Source organism: Pseudomonas sp. VS40, from assembly GCF_018587885.1.
GTDB lineage: Bacteria > Pseudomonadota > Gammaproteobacteria > Pseudomonadales > Pseudomonadaceae > Aquipseudomonas > Aquipseudomonas pergaminensis.
In genome coordinates, this window is the sequence record NZ_JAGYWD010000003.1 from 171,755 (window position 1) to 188,295 (window position 16,541).

A 16,541-nucleotide genomic window follows, 5' to 3' on the forward strand; every position below is an offset into this window, starting at 1 on the left:
TGCGGCGTCTAACGCCAACAATTGCCCAGGAGTTACCCGATGAATGCTCGCTTGCTCTGTTTAGCCATGGTTACTGGTTTGGCGCTGCCTATTGCCGCACAGGCGCAGATGCTGGCGCCGGGTTTGTGGGAATTGACCACCAGCAATATGAAAGTCGATAACCAGGACCTGCCGGACCTGTCGCTGATCCTTGGTCAACTCAAGCAACAGATGACCCCCGAACAGCGCGCCATGCTGGAGAAGCAGGGCATTACCATGGCCGGTAAAGGCGTGCAGGTGTGCCTGACACCGGCACAGGTCGCCTCCGACTCGATCCCCCTGACAGACCCGCAGTCGGGCTGTAAGCAGGAAGTGACCGACAAGACCGGCAACCAGTGGAAATTCCGCTTCAGTTGCCCGAAAGCCCAGGGCACGGGCGTCGCCACGTTCCAGAGCCAGAAAGAGTTCACCACCACCGTCAACGGCACCTTTAATGCCACCGGCATTCAGCAAAAGGGCAGCCTCGACAGTCACGCCCAGTGGCTGGGCAACGATTGCGGTACGGTCAAGCCGCGCGCTTAACGCAAGAAATGCAGGGGCAAGCCCTGGCAGCTGTCGACCACCTGGCCGTTGTGCCAAGCCAGGTGGCCGGAGACCAGCGTGGTGCTGACGCTGTGGCGCAAACTGCGCTCGGCTAAAGGCGTCCAGCCGCAACGGGCCAGGACCGGTTGGCTGCTGACCGGTTTGCCGGCAGGCTCCGGTTTGATCACCACCAGGTCGGCCCAATAACCCTCGCGTAGATAACCCCGATCCGGGATGGCGAACAGGTCGGCCACGCGGTGACTGGTTTTCGCCACCAGGGTGGTCAGCGGCAGCAGCCCATCGGCCACCAACTCCAACAACGCCGGCAGCGCGTGCTGCACCAGGGGCAAACCCGACGGCGCTTCACGATAGCTCAACTGTTTTTGTGCCCAGGTATGCGGTGCATGGTCAGTGCCAATCACATCCAGACGGTCACTCAATAAGGCCTGGCGTAGCGCGTCGCGGTCGGCGCGGGTCTTGATCGCCGGGTTGCATTTGATCTGGTGACCGAGGCGGTGATAGTCGCGGTCATCAAATAGCAGGTGATGCACGCAAACTTCCGCTGTGATGCGTTTTTCCGCCAGCGGCTTGTCTTCGAATAGGCTCAATTCGCGAGCGCTGGTCAGGTGCAGCACATGCAGGCGCGTGCCGAAGCGCTGCGCCAATTCCACGGCGAAGGACGACGAGCGATAACACGCTTCGGCATCCCGGATCAGCGGGTGGGCCACGGGTGGAATCATGTCGCCGAAGCGCTCGCGCAGGCGCTGTTCGTTGGCCAGGATGCTCGGCGTGTGTTCGCAGTGGGCCAGCAGGATAGTCGGTACTTCGGCAAATAGCCGCTCGAGGATCCGTGGGTCATCCACCAACATGTTGCCGGTGGATGCGCCCATGAACACTTTGACCCCGGCCACTGCGCGCGGATCGAGGGCTGCGACCGTGTCGAGGTTGTCGTTGCTCACGCCAAAGTGAAAGCCATAGTTGGCTACCGAGTGCAGGGCCGCCCGGCGCTTTTTATCCGCCAGGGCCTCCAGGGTCAGGGTGGCGGGGCTGGTATTGGGCATGTCCATGAAACTGGTGATACCGCCGGCCACCGCCGCGCGTGATTCACTGTAGAAGCTGCCTTTGTCCGATGCGCCGGGGTCGCGAAAGTGCACCTGGTCATCGATCATGCCCGGCAGCAGCCAATGGCCCTGGGCGTCGATGGCCACGGGGGCGTTGCAGCCTTCGATGCTGCTGGCGATCTTCTCGATCCGGCCGTTGGCGACCAGCACATCAGCGTCGAACTCCTGGCCTTCGTTCACCAGGCGGGCATTGCGAATCAGCAGGCGGCTCATGGTTCAGAACTCGTTTTGCAAGGCTTTGTAGCCGCGTACCAGATCGACATTGGTACGTGCCACGTCTTCGGAAAACTCCGAGGCGCTCACACTCACCGGCGGGAATTGCGACAGGTCGGTGTTGGGCCCGATGCGGGTGGTGGAGGGCACATAGAAGGCAGCAGGCAAGTCGCGACCGTCGACCACCGAGTTGTGGCGCACCACACAGCCGTCGCCCACGGCGCAATTGAACAGCACGCTGTTGAAGCCGATGAACACGCGGTCACCGACCGTGCAGGGGCCGTGCACGATGGAGCGGTGCGCAATGGAGGTGAATTCGCCGATAGTCACCGCCGCACCAGACTTGGAGTGGATGACCACGCCGTCCTGGATATTGGAATTGGCGCCGATGGTGATCGGGTCCATGGCGCCGCTGGCGTCGACTTCGTCGGCACGGATCACGGCGTAGGGGCCGACGAAGACGTTTTCGCCGATGATCACTTTGCCGCAGATGATCGCGGTCTTGTCGACGTAGGCCGATTCGGCAATCACTGGCAGGTCGCCGGAAGGGTTCTTGCGGATCATGCGCGGGGCTCCGTGAGGATGTGAATGTAGTCGCCATCAATAGCGTTGTAGAAACAGGTGGGCCGACCGGTGTGGCAAGCCGGGCCTTGCTGGTCGACGATCAGCAATACGGCGTCGCCGTCGCAATCGAGGCGTGCCTCGATCAGTTGCTGCCAGTGGCCCGAGCTTTCACCCTTGCGCCATAATTGCTGGCGCGAGCGCGACCAGTAGCAGACTTGCCCGGTGGCCAGGGTTTCCTTGAGGGCCTGGCGGTTCATCCAGGCCAGCATCAGGACTTCGCCGCTGCGGTGTTGCTGGGCGATGGCGGCGATCAGGCCATCGCTGTTCCATGGCAGCGCATCGAAGAAAGGTTGAAGTGGAAAGCGGCTGCCGGCGGCAGCCCCTTCCAGGTCGAGCATGCTTACGCTCATGGCTTGCTCAGGGCCGCGCACAGCGTGTTGAGGTTGTATTCGAACAGCCCGGTGAAGGTGCTGGCCGGGCCTTGTGCCGCGAGGGCATCGGAATACAGCGTGCCGCCGATCTGCGCGCCGCTTTCGTCAGCGATCTGCTGGAGCAGGCGCGAGTCCTTGATGTTTTCCATGAACACGGCTTTGACTTTGTCTTTGCGGATCTGGGTGATCAGCGCGGCGACTTCGGCGGCGGACGGTTCGCGTTCGGTGGACAGGCCCTGTGGCGCAAGGAACTCGATGCCGTAGGCCTGACCCAGGTAACCGAAGGCGTCGTGGGAGGTGACGATGCGGCGGTTGCCGGCGGGTAGAGCGCCGAACTTGGTCTTGGCTTCGGCCAGCAGCCGGTAGATTTCTTTCAGGTAGGCCTGACTGTTGCGCAGGTAGTCGGCCTTGTTGGCCGGGTCGGCGGCCACCAGCGCCTTGGTGATGTTGTTCACGTAGATTTCGGCGTTGGCCAGGTTATGCCAGGCGTGCGGGTCGGGGATGGTTTCGCCGTCCTCTTCCATGGTGTGGGAGATCACGCCTTTGCTCGCGGTGACCACGGTGGCCTTAGTTTCGGTGCTGGTCACCAGGCGGTCCAGCCACGGCTCGAAGCCCAGGCCATTCTTGATGATGACCTTGGCTTTGAGCAGCGCCTTGGCATCGTCGGGTGTTGGCTCGTAGGTATGGGCATCGGCGTCGGGGCCGACCATGTTGCTGATCTGGATGTGATCGCCACCGATCTGGTGGGTGATGTCATCCAGGATGCTGAAGCTGGTAACCACCTGGAGTTTGTCTGCGGCCTGAGCCGTCGATAACGACAGGACGAGACTGAATAGCACGAGTAGAGCGCGCATCGGGAAACACCTCATTGGGATGACAGCAAGGGCGGGCGGCGCAGCAAGCCGTGCACCGGACCGAAGACCACGGACAGCAGGTACCCGGCGCCCGCCACCAGCACGATGGCCGGTCCGCTGGGCAGCGAGTAGTAGAACGACAGCAACAGGCCCAGCCATACCGACAGGCATCCCAGCACCGCCGATACCGCGATCAGCACCGGCAGGCGCCGGCTCCAGAAACGTGAAGCGATGGCGGGCAGCATCATCAATCCCACCACCATCAATGCACCGATTGCCTGAAAGCCGATCACCAGGTTCAGCACCACCAGGGTCAGGAACAAACCGTGGGCCAACGGGCCAAGTCGGCTGACGGTCTGCAGGAACAGAGGGTCGAGGGTGTCCAGCAGTAGCGGTTTGTAGATTGCGGCCATGGCGATCAGGCTGAAGCTGGAGACCCAGAGCATGCCGGTGAGGGTGGTTTCATCCACGGCCAGGGCGGAGCCGAACAGCAGGTGGAGCAGGTCCAGGCGTTTGCCGGCGAGGCCGAGGATCAGCACGCCGGCGGCGAGGGAGATGGGGTAGATGGCCGCGAGACTGGCATCTTCGCGTAGGCCGGTACGACGGGTGATCCAGGCGGACAGGCCGGCCATGCTCAGGCCGGCACCAAGGCCGCCGATGGTCAGGGCGGGCAGGCTGAGGCCGGCGAACCAGAAGCCGAGGGCCGCGCCAGGCAGGATGCCATGGGCCACCGCGTCACCGATCAGGCTCATACGCCGCAGGATCAAGAACACCCCCAGCGGCGCGGTGCTGCAGGCGAGCACCAGGCCGCCGATTAATGCGCGACGCATGAAGATGAAGTCGAAGAAGGGCATCCACAGGTGGGAGGTGAAGTGCATCAGGCCACCTGCATCTGGTGCTGTGGGCGAATGAGCTCTTTGCTCGGGCCGAAGAGGCAGCCGGTGTGTTTGATCTGCACCACTTGCTGGGTGTGATGGCGCACGGACGCGAGGTCATGGCAGACGACGATCAGCGTGCGGCCTGCGTCGTGCCAGGCATGGATGTGTTTCCAGCACAGCGCCTGGCCTTCTTCATCGAGGGCAGCGTGAGGCTCGTCGAGCAACAGCACCGGCGCTTCGGCCAGGCTCATGCGGGCGAGCAGGGCGCGTTGCAACTCGCCACCGGACAAGGCCATCAACGGGCGGTGCTCCAGGCCGCTGAGGCTCCAGTCCTCCAAAACCGCTGCAAGGCGCTGGCTGCGTTGCTGCGAGGAGAGTTGGGTGCCCCAGAAACCGGCGGCAACCAGTTCCTGCAGGCTGATCGGGAACTGGCGGTCCAGATGCTGTTGCTGCGGCAGGAACGACAGGCCGCCACGGCGTGGAACGTCCACCGTGACGTTGCCCGCCAAGGGCTTTTGCAGACCGGCGATGACTTTGAGCAGGCTGCTTTTACCGGTGCCGTTGGCGCCAATGATGCCGGTGAGGCTGCCTCTTTCCAGTGTGAGATCTAAGGCCGGCGTCAGCGGTTGGCCTGGTGCGCCCCAACGCAATGCGGTGCAGGTGATCATGCAGGGTTTCTCGTCCAGCGGCTTTCAGCCACGGCATCGTGCGCGTGCAGGCTTTCGGCGTGGATCACTTTCAGGTGGAAGGCTTTGACGGCATCCGAGCATTTCAAGGCGAGGTTCAGGCGGCGGGCGGCGTCTTCGCAGAACATCAGGTTCTGCCCGTTGGCCAGGGCGAAGGCTTGTTCGTCCGCACGTTTCACGGCTGTTTGTACGGCGGTGCCGAGGGCGGCTTCGACGTCATTGATCAGGTCGGTGATGGGCAGGCTGGGTTGGTCGCCGTCCAATGTGATCAGCAGTTGCGCGCTGCTGCGCTGACTGTGGGGCGTAGCAACAATGCCATTGGCGCTGCCAAGCCAGGTCAATACGTCTTCATGCTGCAACGGTGTGTTGGCGAAGTCCTCGAGAAATTGCTGCTGAATCAATTGCCTGGCGAGGGCAGCGGAGCAAGGGCAAGTCGAGGAATAAGTAACGTCAATTTTTAGTTCCACGTGGAACATCTGGTTTTCCAGGCGCGCTTCGATGCTCACCGGGTAACCCTTCCAACCAGCCAGCGGGCTGACCAGTGCCGGGCGTTTGAGCAGTAAATCGGTGTGTATCCGCAGGTAGGCGTTATTAGATAAACCTTCATGACTGTCGAGAAAACGCTGCAGTACATTACGCAGAAGTGCAGGCGTAAGGGGCTGCTGGTCCAGCATCTCCAGCGCCAGGTATAGGCGTGACATATGAATGCCACGGGCGGCGCCGTCGTCCAGGCTCACACCGGCATCGGCGGTGGCGGTCAATTGCTGCCCGTCGATCAGAATCGGCAGGGCGATGCCGCACATGCCCACCCAGTCGAGCGGCAAGGCTTGGCGTGAAGCCTGCGCGGCGATATCCGGCAGAGTCAGCGCATTCATGAGCAGGTCCATCGTTGGAAATAAAAAGACATGTTATATTATAACTATTAAGTCGACGATGATTTTTCTGCTCCAGCCTTTTTTCAGTCATGTCGAGCAGGGACGCTCCTTTATTTGCGGTATTTGTCATGCACAGACGTCAGCTCCTGAACCTGCTTCTGGCCAGCCCTCTTTTCACCTTGCCGTTTGCGGCCCACGCCACGCAGATACGCAACGCCCGCCTGTGGCGCTCGGACGACAAGCTGCGGCTGGTGTTCGACCTCAGCGGCCCGGTGCAGTACAAGACCTTTACCCTGAGCGCGCCGGAACGCTTGATCATTGACTTGAGCGGCGCCGGGCTCAGTGGTGATTTCTCTCAACTGGCGCTGACGAACAGCGGGATCACGTCGATTCGCTCGGGGCATTTCGGCAAAGGCGACACGCGCATCGTGCTCGACCTCGCCGCGCCGATGCAGCTCAACAGCTTTCTGTTGCCGCCCCAGGAGGGTCAGGGCCATCGCCTGGTGCTGGACCTGACCAGCGCGACGCAGGCGCCTCATCGAATTGCGGCAGAACCCAAGCCCCTGGTGGATAAGGCGCACCCCAAGCGCGACATCATTGTGGTGGTCGATCCCGGCCACGGCGGCAAGGACCCCGGCGCTGTAGGCTCCAAGGGCCAGCGCGAAAAAGACGTGGTGTTGTCCATCGCCCAACTGTTGGCCAAACGCTTGAAACGCGAGAAGGGTTTTGACGTGAAGTTGGTGCGCAACGACGACTTCTTCGTGCCGCTGCGTAAACGGGTGGAGATCGCCCACAAGCACAATGCCGACATGTTTATCTCCGTGCATGCGGATGCGGCGCCGAGGGTCACTGCGTCGGGCGCTTCGGTGTATGCCTTGTCCGAAGGCGGCGCGACTTCAGCCACCGCACGCTTCATGGCGCAGCGGGAAAACGGCGCCGACCTGCTCGGCGCCACCAGCCTGCTCAATCTGAAGGACAAGGACCCGATGCTGGCCGGGGTGATTCTGGATATGTCGATGAACGCCACGATTGCCTCCAGCCTGCAACTGGGCAATTCGATCCTGGGCAGCCTGGAAGGCATTACCAGCCTGCATCAGAAGCGCGTGGAGCAGGCGGGATTCGCGGTGCTCAAGTCACCGGACGTGCCGTCGATCCTGGTGGAGACCGGGTTTATCTCCAATGCGCGTGACAGTGCGCGCCTGGTTACCGCGCGGCATCAACAGGCGGTTGCCGACGGCCTGTTCGAAGGCCTGAAAAAGTACTTCCAGAAGAACCCACCCATGAACAGCTACATGGCGTGGGTGCAGGAACAGAAGGACAGTCAGGTCTAACAACCCGTTATACGGCTGCAGGTGAATTTGGCGCTGGCGCCACCCGAACTGGAAAACCGGTTGAGGGTGGTCCAGCCCACACGCCGCGTATAGCCCACCCACGCCTCACCGTCCGACGCCAACCCGGTAAAGAACGTCAGTTGCCCGTAGCGGCTGTTGGTCTGTGCCCAGTAGCGTTTGCCGATCACCTCGTACCCGCGCAAATACGTGGTGCTGCCGACCGTCGCGACGCTGTAGGCATTGCCCAGGGGATCGACGCAGGCCAGCAGATTGGCGCTGCGCGTGCAGTTGGCCAACAGGTTGGGTGCCTGGGCGCAAGCCGTTCCGGCCGTTGCCAACAACAGGGCGCACACCAGGTATTTCATCGGGTTTCTCACAGCAGGGAAGTGGTCAAGCATTGCGCCCTTCGTCGAGGTGAGCAAGAGGGGATTGGCTTATTTGCATTGTTATACTATAACATTGAAACACAGCCTGACCCGTGAACTGCTCCCCATGACCGAACAAGACCTGCTGGCCCAGCCACCCGCCGACTACATGAACGAAGCCCAGCAAGGCTTCTTCCGCGAGTTGCTGCTGATCCAGCGCAATGAGCTGCAAGTCCGTATAGACGCCGAGTTCATGGCGCTGCGTGAACAGGAAACCAACAGCGACCCGGCCGATGTGGGCAGCGCCGAAGAACAGCGGCAATGGCAACTGCGCCTGCTCGAACGGGAAAAAAAGCTGTTGGACAAGATCGACGACGCTCTCGAGTTGTTGGTCCGTGGGGAATACGGCTGGTGCCGCGAGACCGGTGAGCCCATCGGCCTGCAACGCCTGCTGCTACGTCCCACCGCCACGCTGTGTATCGAAGCCAAAGAACGTGAAGAGCTGCGCGAACGCCATAAACGGGCGATTTGACCGGCCAACCCTGATGAGGAATACCTGATGCCCAATCGTCTCCCCGTGACCGTGTTGTCCGGCTTTCTCGGCGCCGGTAAAAGCACGCTGCTCAATTACGTCCTGCGCAACCGCGAAAACCTGCGGGTGGCGGTGATCGTCAACGACATGAGCGAAATCAACATCGACGGCAGCGAAGTCCAGCGTGACGTCACCCTCAACCGCGCCGAAGAAAAGCTGGTGGAGATGAGCAACGGCTGCATCTGCTGCACTTTGCGTGAAGACTTGCTGGAAGAAGTCGGAAAACTCGCCAAGGAAGGTCGGTTCGATTACCTGCTGATCGAGTCCACCGGCATCTCCGAGCCCTTGCCGGTGGCCGAAACCTTCACCTTTCGCGATGAAAACGAGCAAAGCCTGGCCGATATCGCACGCCTGGACACCATGGTCACGGTGGTCGACGGCATGAACTTCCTGCTCGATTACCAGGCCGCCGAAAGCCTGGCCTCGCGCGGGGAAACCCTCGGTGAAGAAGACGAGCGCTCCATCACCGACCTGCTGATCGAGCAGATCGAATTTGCCGACGTGATCCTTATCAGCAAGATCGACCTGATCAGCAGCCGCGAGCGCGAAGAGTTGATGGCGATCCTTGAGCGCCTCAACGCCCAGGCGGAAATCATCCCGATGGTCATGGGTGAAGTGCCGCTGGACAAGATTCTCAACACTGGCCGTTTCGACTTCGAACGCGCCGCGCAAGCGCCGGGCTGGTTGCAGGAATTGCGTGGTGAACATGTACCGGAAACCGAGGAATACGGTATTGCCTCCACCGCTTACCGTGCGCGCCGTCCCTTTCATCCGCAGCGTTTTTTCGACTTTATCGACCGCCCGTGGGTCAACGGCAAACTGCTGCGCTCCAAAGGCTTTTTCTGGCTGGCCAGCAAGCACCAGGATGCGGGCAGTTGGTCCCAGGCAGGCGGCTTGATGCGCCATGGGTTTGCCGGTCGCTGGTGGCGCTTTGTGCCGAAAAGCCAGTGGCCTCAGGACGAAGAAAGTGTCGCGGCGATCATGGGCAACTGGCAACTGAGCACCGGTGACTGCCGCCAGGAACTGGTGTTTATCGGTCAGAACATCGACTTCACCCAACTGCGCGCGGAGTTGGACGCCTGCTTGCTCAACGATGAAGAAATGGCCCAGGGCGTCGAAGGTTGGCGCTTGCTGGCCGATCCCTTTGGCCCCTGGTATGAGGAGGCAGCCGCCTGATGCTGGCCCCGGTTATTCCCCTGCGTCCCGTGATTCGCCAGACCTCTGGTGAAACCCCGCTGGCGCTGTCCGACATCCTTGAAGAGGGCGTCAACCTGGCGGTGTGGCAGCGCCAGTTGCCCCTGCATATCGCCGAGTTCGGCGCCTTGCTGGTGGCGCTCAACGAGCCGTTGGCGGATTCCATGGTGGTAGAACTCAGCGACGAAGACGCCGTGCCCAACGTGCAGGGGCTGGCGTCCAGTTGCCGCGACCTGGAAGGCTACGAAGGCTTTATCGCCGATGTGTCTTGGCTGGTCAGCGCGTTCGCCTGTTTGCTGGGCGCCAAGCGTATCGGCGTGCGCTTGCGGCTGTTGGATAAAGCGATGTGCCCGCGTTTTCATGTCGACCATGTACCGGTGCGGCTGATCACCACCTATGCCGGGGTCGGCAGCCAGTGGTTGCGTGAGGGCGTGATGGACCGTCGTAGACTGAGCCAGCCGGACGCCGAACCCAGCGACAGGATCGAACAGCTCCACTGTGGCGAAGTCGCCCTGCTCAAGGGCACCAAATGGCATGGCAACGAAGGTCACGGCCTGATTCACCGTTCACCCGCACTCAAGGCTGACGAGCGTCGATTGATCCTGACACTGGATTGGCTCGCATAACCGCGTAGGATCAAACGCTCTACACGGTCCGAACGATGCCTCTCATGCTGCAGAACATTCCCACCCACGTGATTGCCGGGCCCTTGGGGGCCGGCAAGACCAGCCTTATCAAGCACCTGCTCGCCCAGCGCCCGACCAACGAGCGCTGGGCCGTGCTGATCAACGAGTTCGGGCAGATCGGCCTGGACGCTGCCTTGCTCACTCAGGACAGCGACGGCATAGCCCTGGGCGAGGTCGCAGGCGGCTGCCTGTGCTGCGTGAATGGCGCTCCATTTCAGGTAGGACTGGGTCGGTTGTTGCGTAGGGCCAAGCCGGATCGGCTGTTTATCGAACCCTCGGGCCTGGGCCATCCGGCACAATTGCTCAAACAACTGCGGGAGGCGCCGTGGCAGGACGTGCTGGCGCTGCAGCCCTGTGTGCTGGTGCTGGATGCCCAGGCGCTGGCGGCGGGCAAGCCCTTGCCGCCAGCGCAGCAGGAAGCCCTGGCGAGTGCCGGGCTACTGGTATTGAACAAGGATGAAGCGCTGGACGCTGCGCAGCGCCAGGCAATTGAACAGCAGTTACCTGACTGCCCGTTGTACTGGACCCGCCAGGCGCATTTGCCGCTGGCGCAGTTACCGGGCCTGAATGCGCAGGCCGCAGCGGCTGTGGATAACTTCGAAGTGCCCAAGGGGTTGGCGCAAATACCGGCAATCTGGAGTGACCCTGCGCAACCGATCTGCCTGAGCCAAGCCCAAGAGGGCGGCTGGAGCATTGGCTGGCGCTGGCACCCGAGCCAGCAATTCGATGCCCAACGCCTGCATCGGTGGCTCGCAAGCCTTGAGTGGCGCCGCGCCAAGTTGGTTATCCACGGCGCCGAAGGCTGGGTTTCAACCAATGCTGTGGACAACAGCCCGCTCGCCTGGCAAACCAGCGAATGGCGGCGTGACTCACGTATCGAATTGATTTTCAGCGAACCCCAGGACGTAGCCGCGTTGCAGGCCGCCTTGGCGGCCTGCCGTTACTGACGGTTCTTGGTGCCGTGGTCCTGGCGCCACTGGCTCAGTTCGATCACCTCGGCGCTGGGCAGCGGTGTCTTGATCTCGAACGGATAGGGCGCCAGTTCGATCTGCGCACTGTGGGCGCCGAATTGGGTGATAGTCCCCGGGTGGCGGGTTTCGCCGGTCACGGTGAATTCAAAGTTGTAGATGCGTGCCAGGCGCCGCCGACCGTTGGCATCCTTCACAAAACCGATGCGCTTGAGCGCCACGGCACCGTCGAGCAGTTCGATGTCGAGTTTGGCGCAATGCTGCTTGACCCGCTCCAACGCGCGTTCGCGCAGGCCGTGGTTGTGCCACACCCAGGCGGCACCGGTCGCCAGCAGCATCAACACGAAGATGTTTCCCAGGGTCAGCATGCGAAAGACTCCAACAAAGTGAGAGCAGCTTAACTGTGTCGCCGGCCTGTCGTACAGGCTGCGTTTAGTCGCATACTGCGCGGCCAGAATTTCAATGGCTTTACGGAAATCCCCTGCATGAAACGCACACCTCATCTGCTTGCGATCCAGTCTCATGTGGTCTTTGGCCACGCCGGAAACAGCGCCGCCGTGTTCCCCATGCAGCGGGTCGGGGTGAACGTCTGGCCGCTGAACACGGTGCAGTTCTCCAACCACACCCAGTATGGCCAGTGGGCGGGCGAAGTGTTGGCGCCGCAGCAGATTCCGGCGCTGGTGGAAGGCATTGCCGCCATCGGTGAGTTGGGCAACTGCGATGCGATTCTGTCCGGTTACCTGGGCAGTGCGGATCAGGGCCGTGCGATCCTGACCGGTGTGGCGCGCATCAAGGCCATCAACCCCAAGGCCCTGTATCTGTGCGACCCGGTGATGGGCCATCCGGAAAAGGGCTGCATCGTGCCCCAGGAAGTCAGCGATTTCCTGCTGGACGAAGCCGCGGCCATGGCCGACTTCCTGTGCCCCAACCAGCTTGAGCTGGACAGCTTCGCCGGGCGCAAGCCGCAATCGCTGTTCGATTGCCTGGCCATGGCCAAGGCGCTGCTGGCACGCGGACCGAAAGCGGTATTGGTTAAACATCTGGATTACCCTGGCAAGCTGCCGGACGGTTTCGAGATGCTGCTGGTGACCGCCGAAGGCAGCTGGCACTTGCGTCGGCCGCTGCTGGCGTTTCCACGTCAGCCAGTGGGCGTCGGCGATTTGACCTCGGGCCTGTTCCTGGCGCGGGTGCTGTTGGGCGACAGCCTGCTGGCCGCCTTTGAATTCACCGCCGCCGCGGTCCATGAAGTGCTGCTGGAAACCCAGGCCTGCGCCAGTTACGAGCTTGAGCTGGTACGCGCCCAGGATCGCATTGCCCATCCTCGCGTGCGTTTCGAAGCCACACCCATTGAGTTGTAGGAATATTCTTCATTGAGCCAGGGCAAGGGCGTCCGGTAGTATCGGGCGCCTCCTAGTCCCCTGTGCTTTCAAGGAAGATCCATGTCCCTCGTATTCCCTTCGCCGCGGGCGCTGACCGCCCTGGTGCTGACGTCGTTGCTGGCCGGTTGCAGTGTGAACGGCACTTACCCTGACGCCACCGAGCCTGATGCCGCCAAGCTGCGCTTCATCTCTAATACGTCCAATACCACCATCGACGTCTACGACGCTGAGCACTGCATGGGCCAGACCACTGGCATGCTCAACAATATTTTCCTGGTCGATACCCGCCGACGTGTCGGCATGTCCGTGCCCCCGCCGGCCAAGGCCAGGGGCTTGCTGGAGTTCAAGCTGGCACCCGGCAAAGAAACCATGCTGATGATCAACACCAATGGCGGAAGCTATGTCTGCGGCAAATCCATGAGCATCACGCCAAAGGCCGGGGAAGAGTATGAAGTGACCTTCGATATGGAGCGGGGCATGTGCACGACCTCGTTGCAGCGCCTGACGCGTGCTGGGGGCAAGGATGTGCGCATTCCCCAGCCGATATTCGAGAACGGCATGCCGTCGTGCGCGGGCAAGAGCCCGATATTTGGTAAGGTGATCCCGGCGACGCCTCACCGTACCGCGTTGATCAACGCGATCGTTGAAACCCATATGCAGCTCATCACGTTGATGGAGCCCGACACCGCGCAACGCCCGCAAGCCACCGAAGAAGCGATCGCCGAGCGCAAGGCGAAATTAGGCACCTTCACCCCACCTGAGGCCTATTGGGTTCAGTTCCGTCAGAACTACGCACTGGTGAATCAGGAAATGGCTGGCCGCAAGGCCCGTACGCTGGAGCTTTATGAGCGGGTTTACCGCATGCGCCTGAGCGGGACCGAAGATGCGATTCTGGAACAATGGCAGAACCCGACGGACGCCGCCGTGGTCGAGCGCGTCAAGGCCAACGACAAGTTGATGGCGCAGTACTACAAGAACACCAGCAAAGCCGTGATGGTGGACATCGTGAACCATCACATGGAGCGCATGAGCCAGTTGGATCAGCGCTTTGATGTGTGTGCCCACTACGATGGGTGCTGGCAGTTGTAGGAGCGGGCTTGTCCGCTCCTAAACGGAAAAAATGGCTTACGGCGCGTCTGCCTTGATTTCCTGGTAGCGCTTTTCCAGTTCCTGGCGGATCTGCCGGCGCTGCTGGGCCTGCACGAACCGGCGCTTGTCTTCGCTGTTGTGCGGTTGCAGCGGTGGCACGGCGGCCGGTTTGCGCTGGTCGTCCACGGCCACCATGGTGAAGAAGCAGCTGTTGGTATGGCGCACCGAGCGCTCGCGGATATTCTCGGTCACCACCTTGATGCCCACCTCCATGGAGGTGTTGCCGGTGTAGTTGACCGATGCAAGGAACGTCACCAGCTCGCCGACATGGATGGGTTCGCGAAAAATCACCTGGTCCACCGACAGCGTCACGACATAGCGACCGGCATAACGGCTCGCGCAGGCGTAGGCCACTTCGTCGAGGTACTTGAGCAGGGTGCCGCCGTGGACATTGCCTGAGAAGTTGGCCATATCAGGGGTCATCAATACCGTCATCGACAGCTGGGCGTTTCCGGGTTCCATAGCACACTCACGGGTTGTAGGCATTGGTTGGGGGGCACCTCTGCGGGTGCTGGAATCTTTGCAGCGCCATCCATAACGGGACGCCGGTAGGCGGCTTGCCGTCACGCGTGCACCGATCTGTTTCCATATATTGCACCGGCTTTCTGCCGGAAGTCGCGGTGTTAACCTTCAAAAGCCCGTCTCAGGGCATTTCTTACGATCAAGGCAGACTTTTCCTTCCGCTCTTTGCGACTGATCAAAGGCGCGCGCGGAAGTGGGAAAAGCGCCAGTACCCTCAAGGAGCCCCTCGCCATGCACGCCATCAGCTTTATCCAGGACCTGGCCGTGATCATGTTGGTGGCCGGGGTTGTCACCATCCTGTTTCACCGCCTCAAGCAGCCGGTGGTGCTGGGTTACATCGTCGCCGGCTTCATCATCGGCCCTCACACCCCACCCTTCGGCCTGATCCACGACGAAGACACCATCAAGACCCTCGCCGAACTGGGCGTGATCTTCCTGATGTTCTGCCTGGGCCTGGAGTTCAGCCTGCGCAAGCTGTTCAAGGTCGGCGCCACCGCGTTTATCGCAGCCTTCCTGGAAATCATCCTGATGATCTGGATCGGCTACGAGATCGGCCGCTGGTTTGACTGGAACACCATGGACTCGCTGTTCCTCGGCGCGATCCTGGCGATTTCCTCCACCACCATCATCGTCAAGGCACTCAACGACTTGAAGATGAAGAACCAGCGCTTCGCCCAATTGATTTTTGGCGTGCTGATCGTCGAGGACATCCTCGGCATCGGCATCATCGCCTTGCTGTCGAGCATTGCCGTCAGCGGTACGGTCAGCTCCGGCGAGGTGTTCTCCACGGTCGGCAAGCTCTCGCTGTTCATGATCGTAGCGCTGGTCATTGGCATTTTGCTGGTGCCGCGCTTGCTGGCCTACGTGGCCAAATTCGAAAGCAACGAGATGTTGCTGATTACCGTACTGGGCCTGTGTTTCGGTTTCTGCCTGCTGGTGGTCAAGCTGGAATACAGCATGGTGCTGGGCGCGTTCCTGATTGGCGCGATCATGGCTGAATCCCGTCAGTTAATTAAGATCGAGCGCCTGATCGAGCCCGTTCGCGACATGTTCAGCGCCATCTTCTTTGTGGCGATTGGCTTGATGATCGACCCACAGATCCTGCTGCAATATGCCTGGCCGATCGCGGTAATCACCGTGGCTGTGGTACTGGGCAAGATGCTGTCCTGTGGCCTGGGCGCGTTTATCGCCGGCAATGATGGCCGTACCTCACTGCGCGTGGGCATGGGGCTGTCACAAATTGGTGAGTTTTCCTTCATCATCGCGGCGTTAGGGATGACGTTGCAGGTCACCAGTGATTTCCTCTACCCCGTTGCAGTGGCGGTCTCGGCGATTACCACATTGCTCACGCCGTACCTGATTCGCGGCGCCGACCCGTTGTCATTGAAGATCGCGGCGGTCATGCCCAAGCGCATGAGCCGAGTGTTCGGCATGTACGGTGAATGGCTGCGCAGCATTCAACCTCAGGGCGAGGGTGCGATGCTGGCGTCGATGATCCGCAAGATCATCCTGCAGGTGGGGGTGAACCTGGCGCTGGTGGTGGCGATCTTCTTTGCCGGCAGCTTTTTTGCGGTGCGCATCGGCGGCTATCTGGAAGGCTGGATCAGTGACCCAAGCTGGCAGAAGGCGTTGATCTGGGGTGGGGCGTTGCTGTTGTCGCTGCCATTCCTGATCGCGGCGTACCGCAAGCTCAAGGCGCTGTCGATGTTGCTGGCGGAGATGAGCGTGAAGCCGGAGATGGCCGGGCGGCATACCCAGCGTGTGCGAAGGGTGATCGCGGAACTGATCCCGATCCTTTCGCTGCTGGTGATCTTCCTGCTGTTGGCAGCCTTGTCGGCCAGTATTCTGCCGACCAACAAGTTGCTGGTGCTGATCGCCGTGGTCACGGCAGCGGTGGCGGCGGTGCTGTGGCGGTGGTTCATCCGCGTGCATACGCGGATGCAGGTCGCCTTGCTGGAGACGCTGGATAACCACAAGGATACGCCCGAACACTGAGTGAGCGGGCCACTTAGCTTTTTGTGGTGAGCGAGCTAGCTCGCGCTGGGCTGCGTAGCAGCCCCAGTCCAGGCGACGCGTTTTTTCAGGTTTTGCGATGTGAGGCATGGGGCCGCTACGCAGCCCAGCGCGGGGCAAGCCCGCTCACCACGCTAAGCCCGATCACCACAGCAAGCC

The 16,541-nt window shown here is 61.3% G+C and carries 19 protein-coding genes; 9 read left to right on the forward strand and 10 right to left on the reverse strand.

Translation table 11 applies throughout. The features are described from left to right. Positions 1-39 precede the first annotated feature (39 nt). The gene (locus KHP07_RS09930; protein ID WP_078050813.1) at positions 40-561 is read left to right on the forward strand and encodes a DUF3617 domain-containing protein; all 522 of its coding nucleotides are present in this window, start codon (positions 40-42) and stop codon (positions 559-561) included. Here KHP07_RS09930 and KHP07_RS09935 read toward each other — a convergent pair. The 7 genes from KHP07_RS09935 to folE2 are packed head-to-tail and all read right to left on the reverse strand — an operon-like array spanning position 558 to position 6,183. Then, positions 558-1,895 (reverse strand): dihydroorotase, encoded by a 1,338-nt coding sequence (locus tag KHP07_RS09935; RefSeq protein WP_214497132.1) that lies wholly within the window; start codon positions 1,893-1,895, stop codon positions 558-560. The two genes, KHP07_RS09930 and KHP07_RS09935, sit on opposite strands and share 4 nt — an antisense overlap. A gap of 3 nt (positions 1,896-1,898) precedes the next feature. Further along, positions 1,899-2,459 carry a gamma carbonic anhydrase family protein gene (locus KHP07_RS09940; RefSeq protein WP_005792581.1) on the reverse strand — a complete coding sequence of 187 codons (561 nt, stop codon included), beginning with the start codon at positions 2,457-2,459 and terminating at the stop codon, positions 1,899-1,901. Next, positions 2,456-2,869 carry a phosphoribosyl-AMP cyclohydrolase gene (gene hisI, locus KHP07_RS09945; RefSeq protein WP_214497133.1) on the reverse strand — a complete coding sequence of 138 codons (414 nt, stop codon included), beginning with the start codon at positions 2,867-2,869 and terminating at the stop codon, positions 2,456-2,458. The genes KHP07_RS09940 and hisI overlap by 4 nt, the downstream gene beginning before the upstream one ends. Then, positions 2,866-3,744, reverse strand: coding sequence for a metal ABC transporter substrate-binding protein (locus tag KHP07_RS09950; protein WP_078050810.1), 879 nt, complete (start codon positions 3,742-3,744; stop codon positions 2,866-2,868). The genes hisI and KHP07_RS09950 overlap by 4 nt, the downstream gene beginning before the upstream one ends. An 11-nt stretch (positions 3,745-3,755) precedes the next feature. Further along, positions 3,756-4,622, reverse strand: coding sequence for a metal ABC transporter permease (locus KHP07_RS09955; RefSeq protein WP_078050809.1), 867 nt, complete (start codon positions 4,620-4,622; stop codon positions 3,756-3,758). Next, positions 4,622-5,290 carry a metal ABC transporter ATP-binding protein gene (locus KHP07_RS09960; RefSeq protein ID WP_078050808.1) on the reverse strand — a complete coding sequence of 223 codons (669 nt, stop codon included), beginning with the start codon at positions 5,288-5,290 and terminating at the stop codon, positions 4,622-4,624. The genes KHP07_RS09955 and KHP07_RS09960 overlap by 1 nt, the downstream gene beginning before the upstream one ends. After that, positions 5,287-6,183, reverse strand: coding sequence for a GTP cyclohydrolase FolE2 (gene folE2, locus KHP07_RS09965; RefSeq protein ID WP_099493263.1), 897 nt, complete (start codon positions 6,181-6,183; stop codon positions 5,287-5,289). The genes KHP07_RS09960 and folE2 overlap by 4 nt, the downstream gene beginning before the upstream one ends. A gap of 128 nt (positions 6,184-6,311) precedes the next feature. Between folE2 and KHP07_RS09970 the strand changes: the two genes are divergently transcribed. Next, complete coding sequence (locus KHP07_RS09970; protein WP_078050806.1) at positions 6,312-7,514, forward strand: N-acetylmuramoyl-L-alanine amidase; 1,203 nt, start codon at positions 6,312-6,314, stop codon at positions 7,512-7,514. On the opposite strand, the gene KHP07_RS09975 is transcribed toward KHP07_RS09970, so the two are convergent. Continuing rightward, positions 7,511-7,879 (reverse strand): glutamine synthetase, encoded by a 369-nt coding sequence (locus KHP07_RS09975; RefSeq protein WP_078050805.1) that lies wholly within the window; start codon positions 7,877-7,879, stop codon positions 7,511-7,513. The genes KHP07_RS09970 and KHP07_RS09975 overlap by 4 nt on opposite strands. Before the next feature lie 127 nt (positions 7,880-8,006). Here KHP07_RS09975 and dksA point away from each other — a divergent pair, with 127 nt between their 5' ends. Genes dksA through KHP07_RS09995 form a run of 4 tightly spaced genes read left to right on the forward strand, consistent with a single transcriptional unit; the run spans position 8,007 to position 11,298 of the window. Further along, positions 8,007-8,411, forward strand: coding sequence for an RNA polymerase-binding protein DksA (gene dksA, locus KHP07_RS09980; RefSeq protein WP_078050804.1), 405 nt, complete (start codon positions 8,007-8,009; stop codon positions 8,409-8,411). A gap of 27 nt (positions 8,412-8,438) precedes the next feature. Next, the gene (zigA, locus tag KHP07_RS09985; protein WP_078050803.1) at positions 8,439-9,647 is read left to right on the forward strand and encodes a zinc metallochaperone GTPase ZigA; all 1,209 of its coding nucleotides are present in this window, start codon (positions 8,439-8,441) and stop codon (positions 9,645-9,647) included. Continuing rightward, positions 9,647-10,291, forward strand: a complete 645-nt coding sequence (locus KHP07_RS09990) for a DUF1826 domain-containing protein (protein ID WP_214497134.1) — start codon at positions 9,647-9,649, stop codon at positions 10,289-10,291. The genes zigA and KHP07_RS09990 overlap by 1 nt, the downstream gene beginning before the upstream one ends. A 44-nt stretch (positions 10,292-10,335) precedes the next feature. Next, positions 10,336-11,298 carry a CobW family GTP-binding protein gene (locus KHP07_RS09995; protein ID WP_214497135.1) on the forward strand — a complete coding sequence of 321 codons (963 nt, stop codon included), beginning with the start codon at positions 10,336-10,338 and terminating at the stop codon, positions 11,296-11,298. Here KHP07_RS09995 and KHP07_RS10000 read toward each other — a convergent pair. Further along, entirely contained in the window at positions 11,292-11,687 is a 396-nt protein-coding gene (locus KHP07_RS10000) for a DUF3301 domain-containing protein (protein WP_015886608.1), read from the reverse strand. The two genes, KHP07_RS09995 and KHP07_RS10000, sit on opposite strands and share 7 nt — an antisense overlap. 117 nt (positions 11,688-11,804) lie before the next feature. Between KHP07_RS10000 and pdxY the strand changes: the two genes are divergently transcribed. Then, entirely contained in the window at positions 11,805-12,677 is an 873-nt protein-coding gene (gene pdxY, locus KHP07_RS10005) for a pyridoxal kinase PdxY (RefSeq protein ID WP_034110415.1), read from the forward strand. Positions 12,678-12,758: 81 nt separating this feature from the next. Further along, positions 12,759-13,787: a hypothetical protein gene (locus tag KHP07_RS10010; protein ID WP_078050799.1), complete on the forward strand. Its 1,029-nt coding sequence runs from the start codon at positions 12,759-12,761 to the stop codon at positions 13,785-13,787. A 36-nt stretch (positions 13,788-13,823) separates the two neighbouring features. Here the strand turns inward: KHP07_RS10010 and KHP07_RS10015 are convergent, their stop codons facing one another. Then, positions 13,824-14,309 carry an acyl-CoA thioesterase gene (locus tag KHP07_RS10015; RefSeq protein ID WP_034110411.1) on the reverse strand — a complete coding sequence of 162 codons (486 nt, stop codon included), beginning with the start codon at positions 14,307-14,309 and terminating at the stop codon, positions 13,824-13,826. Positions 14,310-14,600: 291 nt separating this feature from the next. On the opposite strand from KHP07_RS10015, the gene KHP07_RS10020 reads away from it, so the two are divergent. Next, positions 14,601-16,364 carry a cation:proton antiporter gene (locus tag KHP07_RS10020; RefSeq protein ID WP_078050798.1) on the forward strand — a complete coding sequence of 588 codons (1,764 nt, stop codon included), beginning with the start codon at positions 14,601-14,603 and terminating at the stop codon, positions 16,362-16,364. Positions 16,365-16,541 lie beyond the last annotated feature (177 nt).

Coding starts and splice junctions, on each gene's coding strand:
- KHP07_RS09930 (WP_078050813.1), top strand. CDS start 40: ATGAATGCTCGCTTGCTCTGTTTAGCCATGGTTACTGGTTTGGCGCTG.
- KHP07_RS09935 (WP_214497132.1), bottom strand. CDS start 1,895: ATGAGCCGCCTGCTGATTCGCAATGCCCGCCTGGTGAACGAAGGCCAG.
- KHP07_RS09940 (WP_005792581.1), bottom strand. CDS start 2,459: ATGATCCGCAAGAACCCTTCCGGCGACCTGCCAGTGATTGCCGAATCG.
- hisI (WP_214497133.1), bottom strand. CDS start 2,869: ATGAGCGTAAGCATGCTCGACCTGGAAGGGGCTGCCGCCGGCAGCCGC.
- KHP07_RS09950 (WP_078050810.1), bottom strand. CDS start 3,744: ATGCGCGCTCTACTCGTGCTATTCAGTCTCGTCCTGTCGTTATCGACG.
- KHP07_RS09955 (WP_078050809.1), bottom strand. CDS start 4,622: ATGCACTTCACCTCCCACCTGTGGATGCCCTTCTTCGACTTCATCTTC.
- KHP07_RS09960 (WP_078050808.1), bottom strand. CDS start 5,290: ATGATCACCTGCACCGCATTGCGTTGGGGCGCACCAGGCCAACCGCTG.
- folE2 (WP_099493263.1), bottom strand. CDS start 6,183: ATGAATGCGCTGACTCTGCCGGATATCGCCGCGCAGGCTTCACGCCAA.
- KHP07_RS09970 (WP_078050806.1), top strand. CDS start 6,312: ATGCACAGACGTCAGCTCCTGAACCTGCTTCTGGCCAGCCCTCTTTTC.
- KHP07_RS09975 (WP_078050805.1), bottom strand. CDS start 7,879: ATGAAATACCTGGTGTGCGCCCTGTTGTTGGCAACGGCCGGAACGGCT.
- dksA (WP_078050804.1), top strand. CDS start 8,007: ATGACCGAACAAGACCTGCTGGCCCAGCCACCCGCCGACTACATGAAC.
- zigA (WP_078050803.1), top strand. CDS start 8,439: ATGCCCAATCGTCTCCCCGTGACCGTGTTGTCCGGCTTTCTCGGCGCC.
- KHP07_RS09990 (WP_214497134.1), top strand. CDS start 9,647: ATGCTGGCCCCGGTTATTCCCCTGCGTCCCGTGATTCGCCAGACCTCT.
- KHP07_RS09995 (WP_214497135.1), top strand. CDS start 10,336: ATGCTGCAGAACATTCCCACCCACGTGATTGCCGGGCCCTTGGGGGCC.
- KHP07_RS10000 (WP_015886608.1), bottom strand. CDS start 11,687: ATGCTGACCCTGGGAAACATCTTCGTGTTGATGCTGCTGGCGACCGGT.
- pdxY (WP_034110415.1), top strand. CDS start 11,805: ATGAAACGCACACCTCATCTGCTTGCGATCCAGTCTCATGTGGTCTTT.
- KHP07_RS10010 (WP_078050799.1), top strand. CDS start 12,759: ATGTCCCTCGTATTCCCTTCGCCGCGGGCGCTGACCGCCCTGGTGCTG.
- KHP07_RS10015 (WP_034110411.1), bottom strand. CDS start 14,309: ATGGAACCCGGAAACGCCCAGCTGTCGATGACGGTATTGATGACCCCT.
- KHP07_RS10020 (WP_078050798.1), top strand. CDS start 14,601: ATGCACGCCATCAGCTTTATCCAGGACCTGGCCGTGATCATGTTGGTG.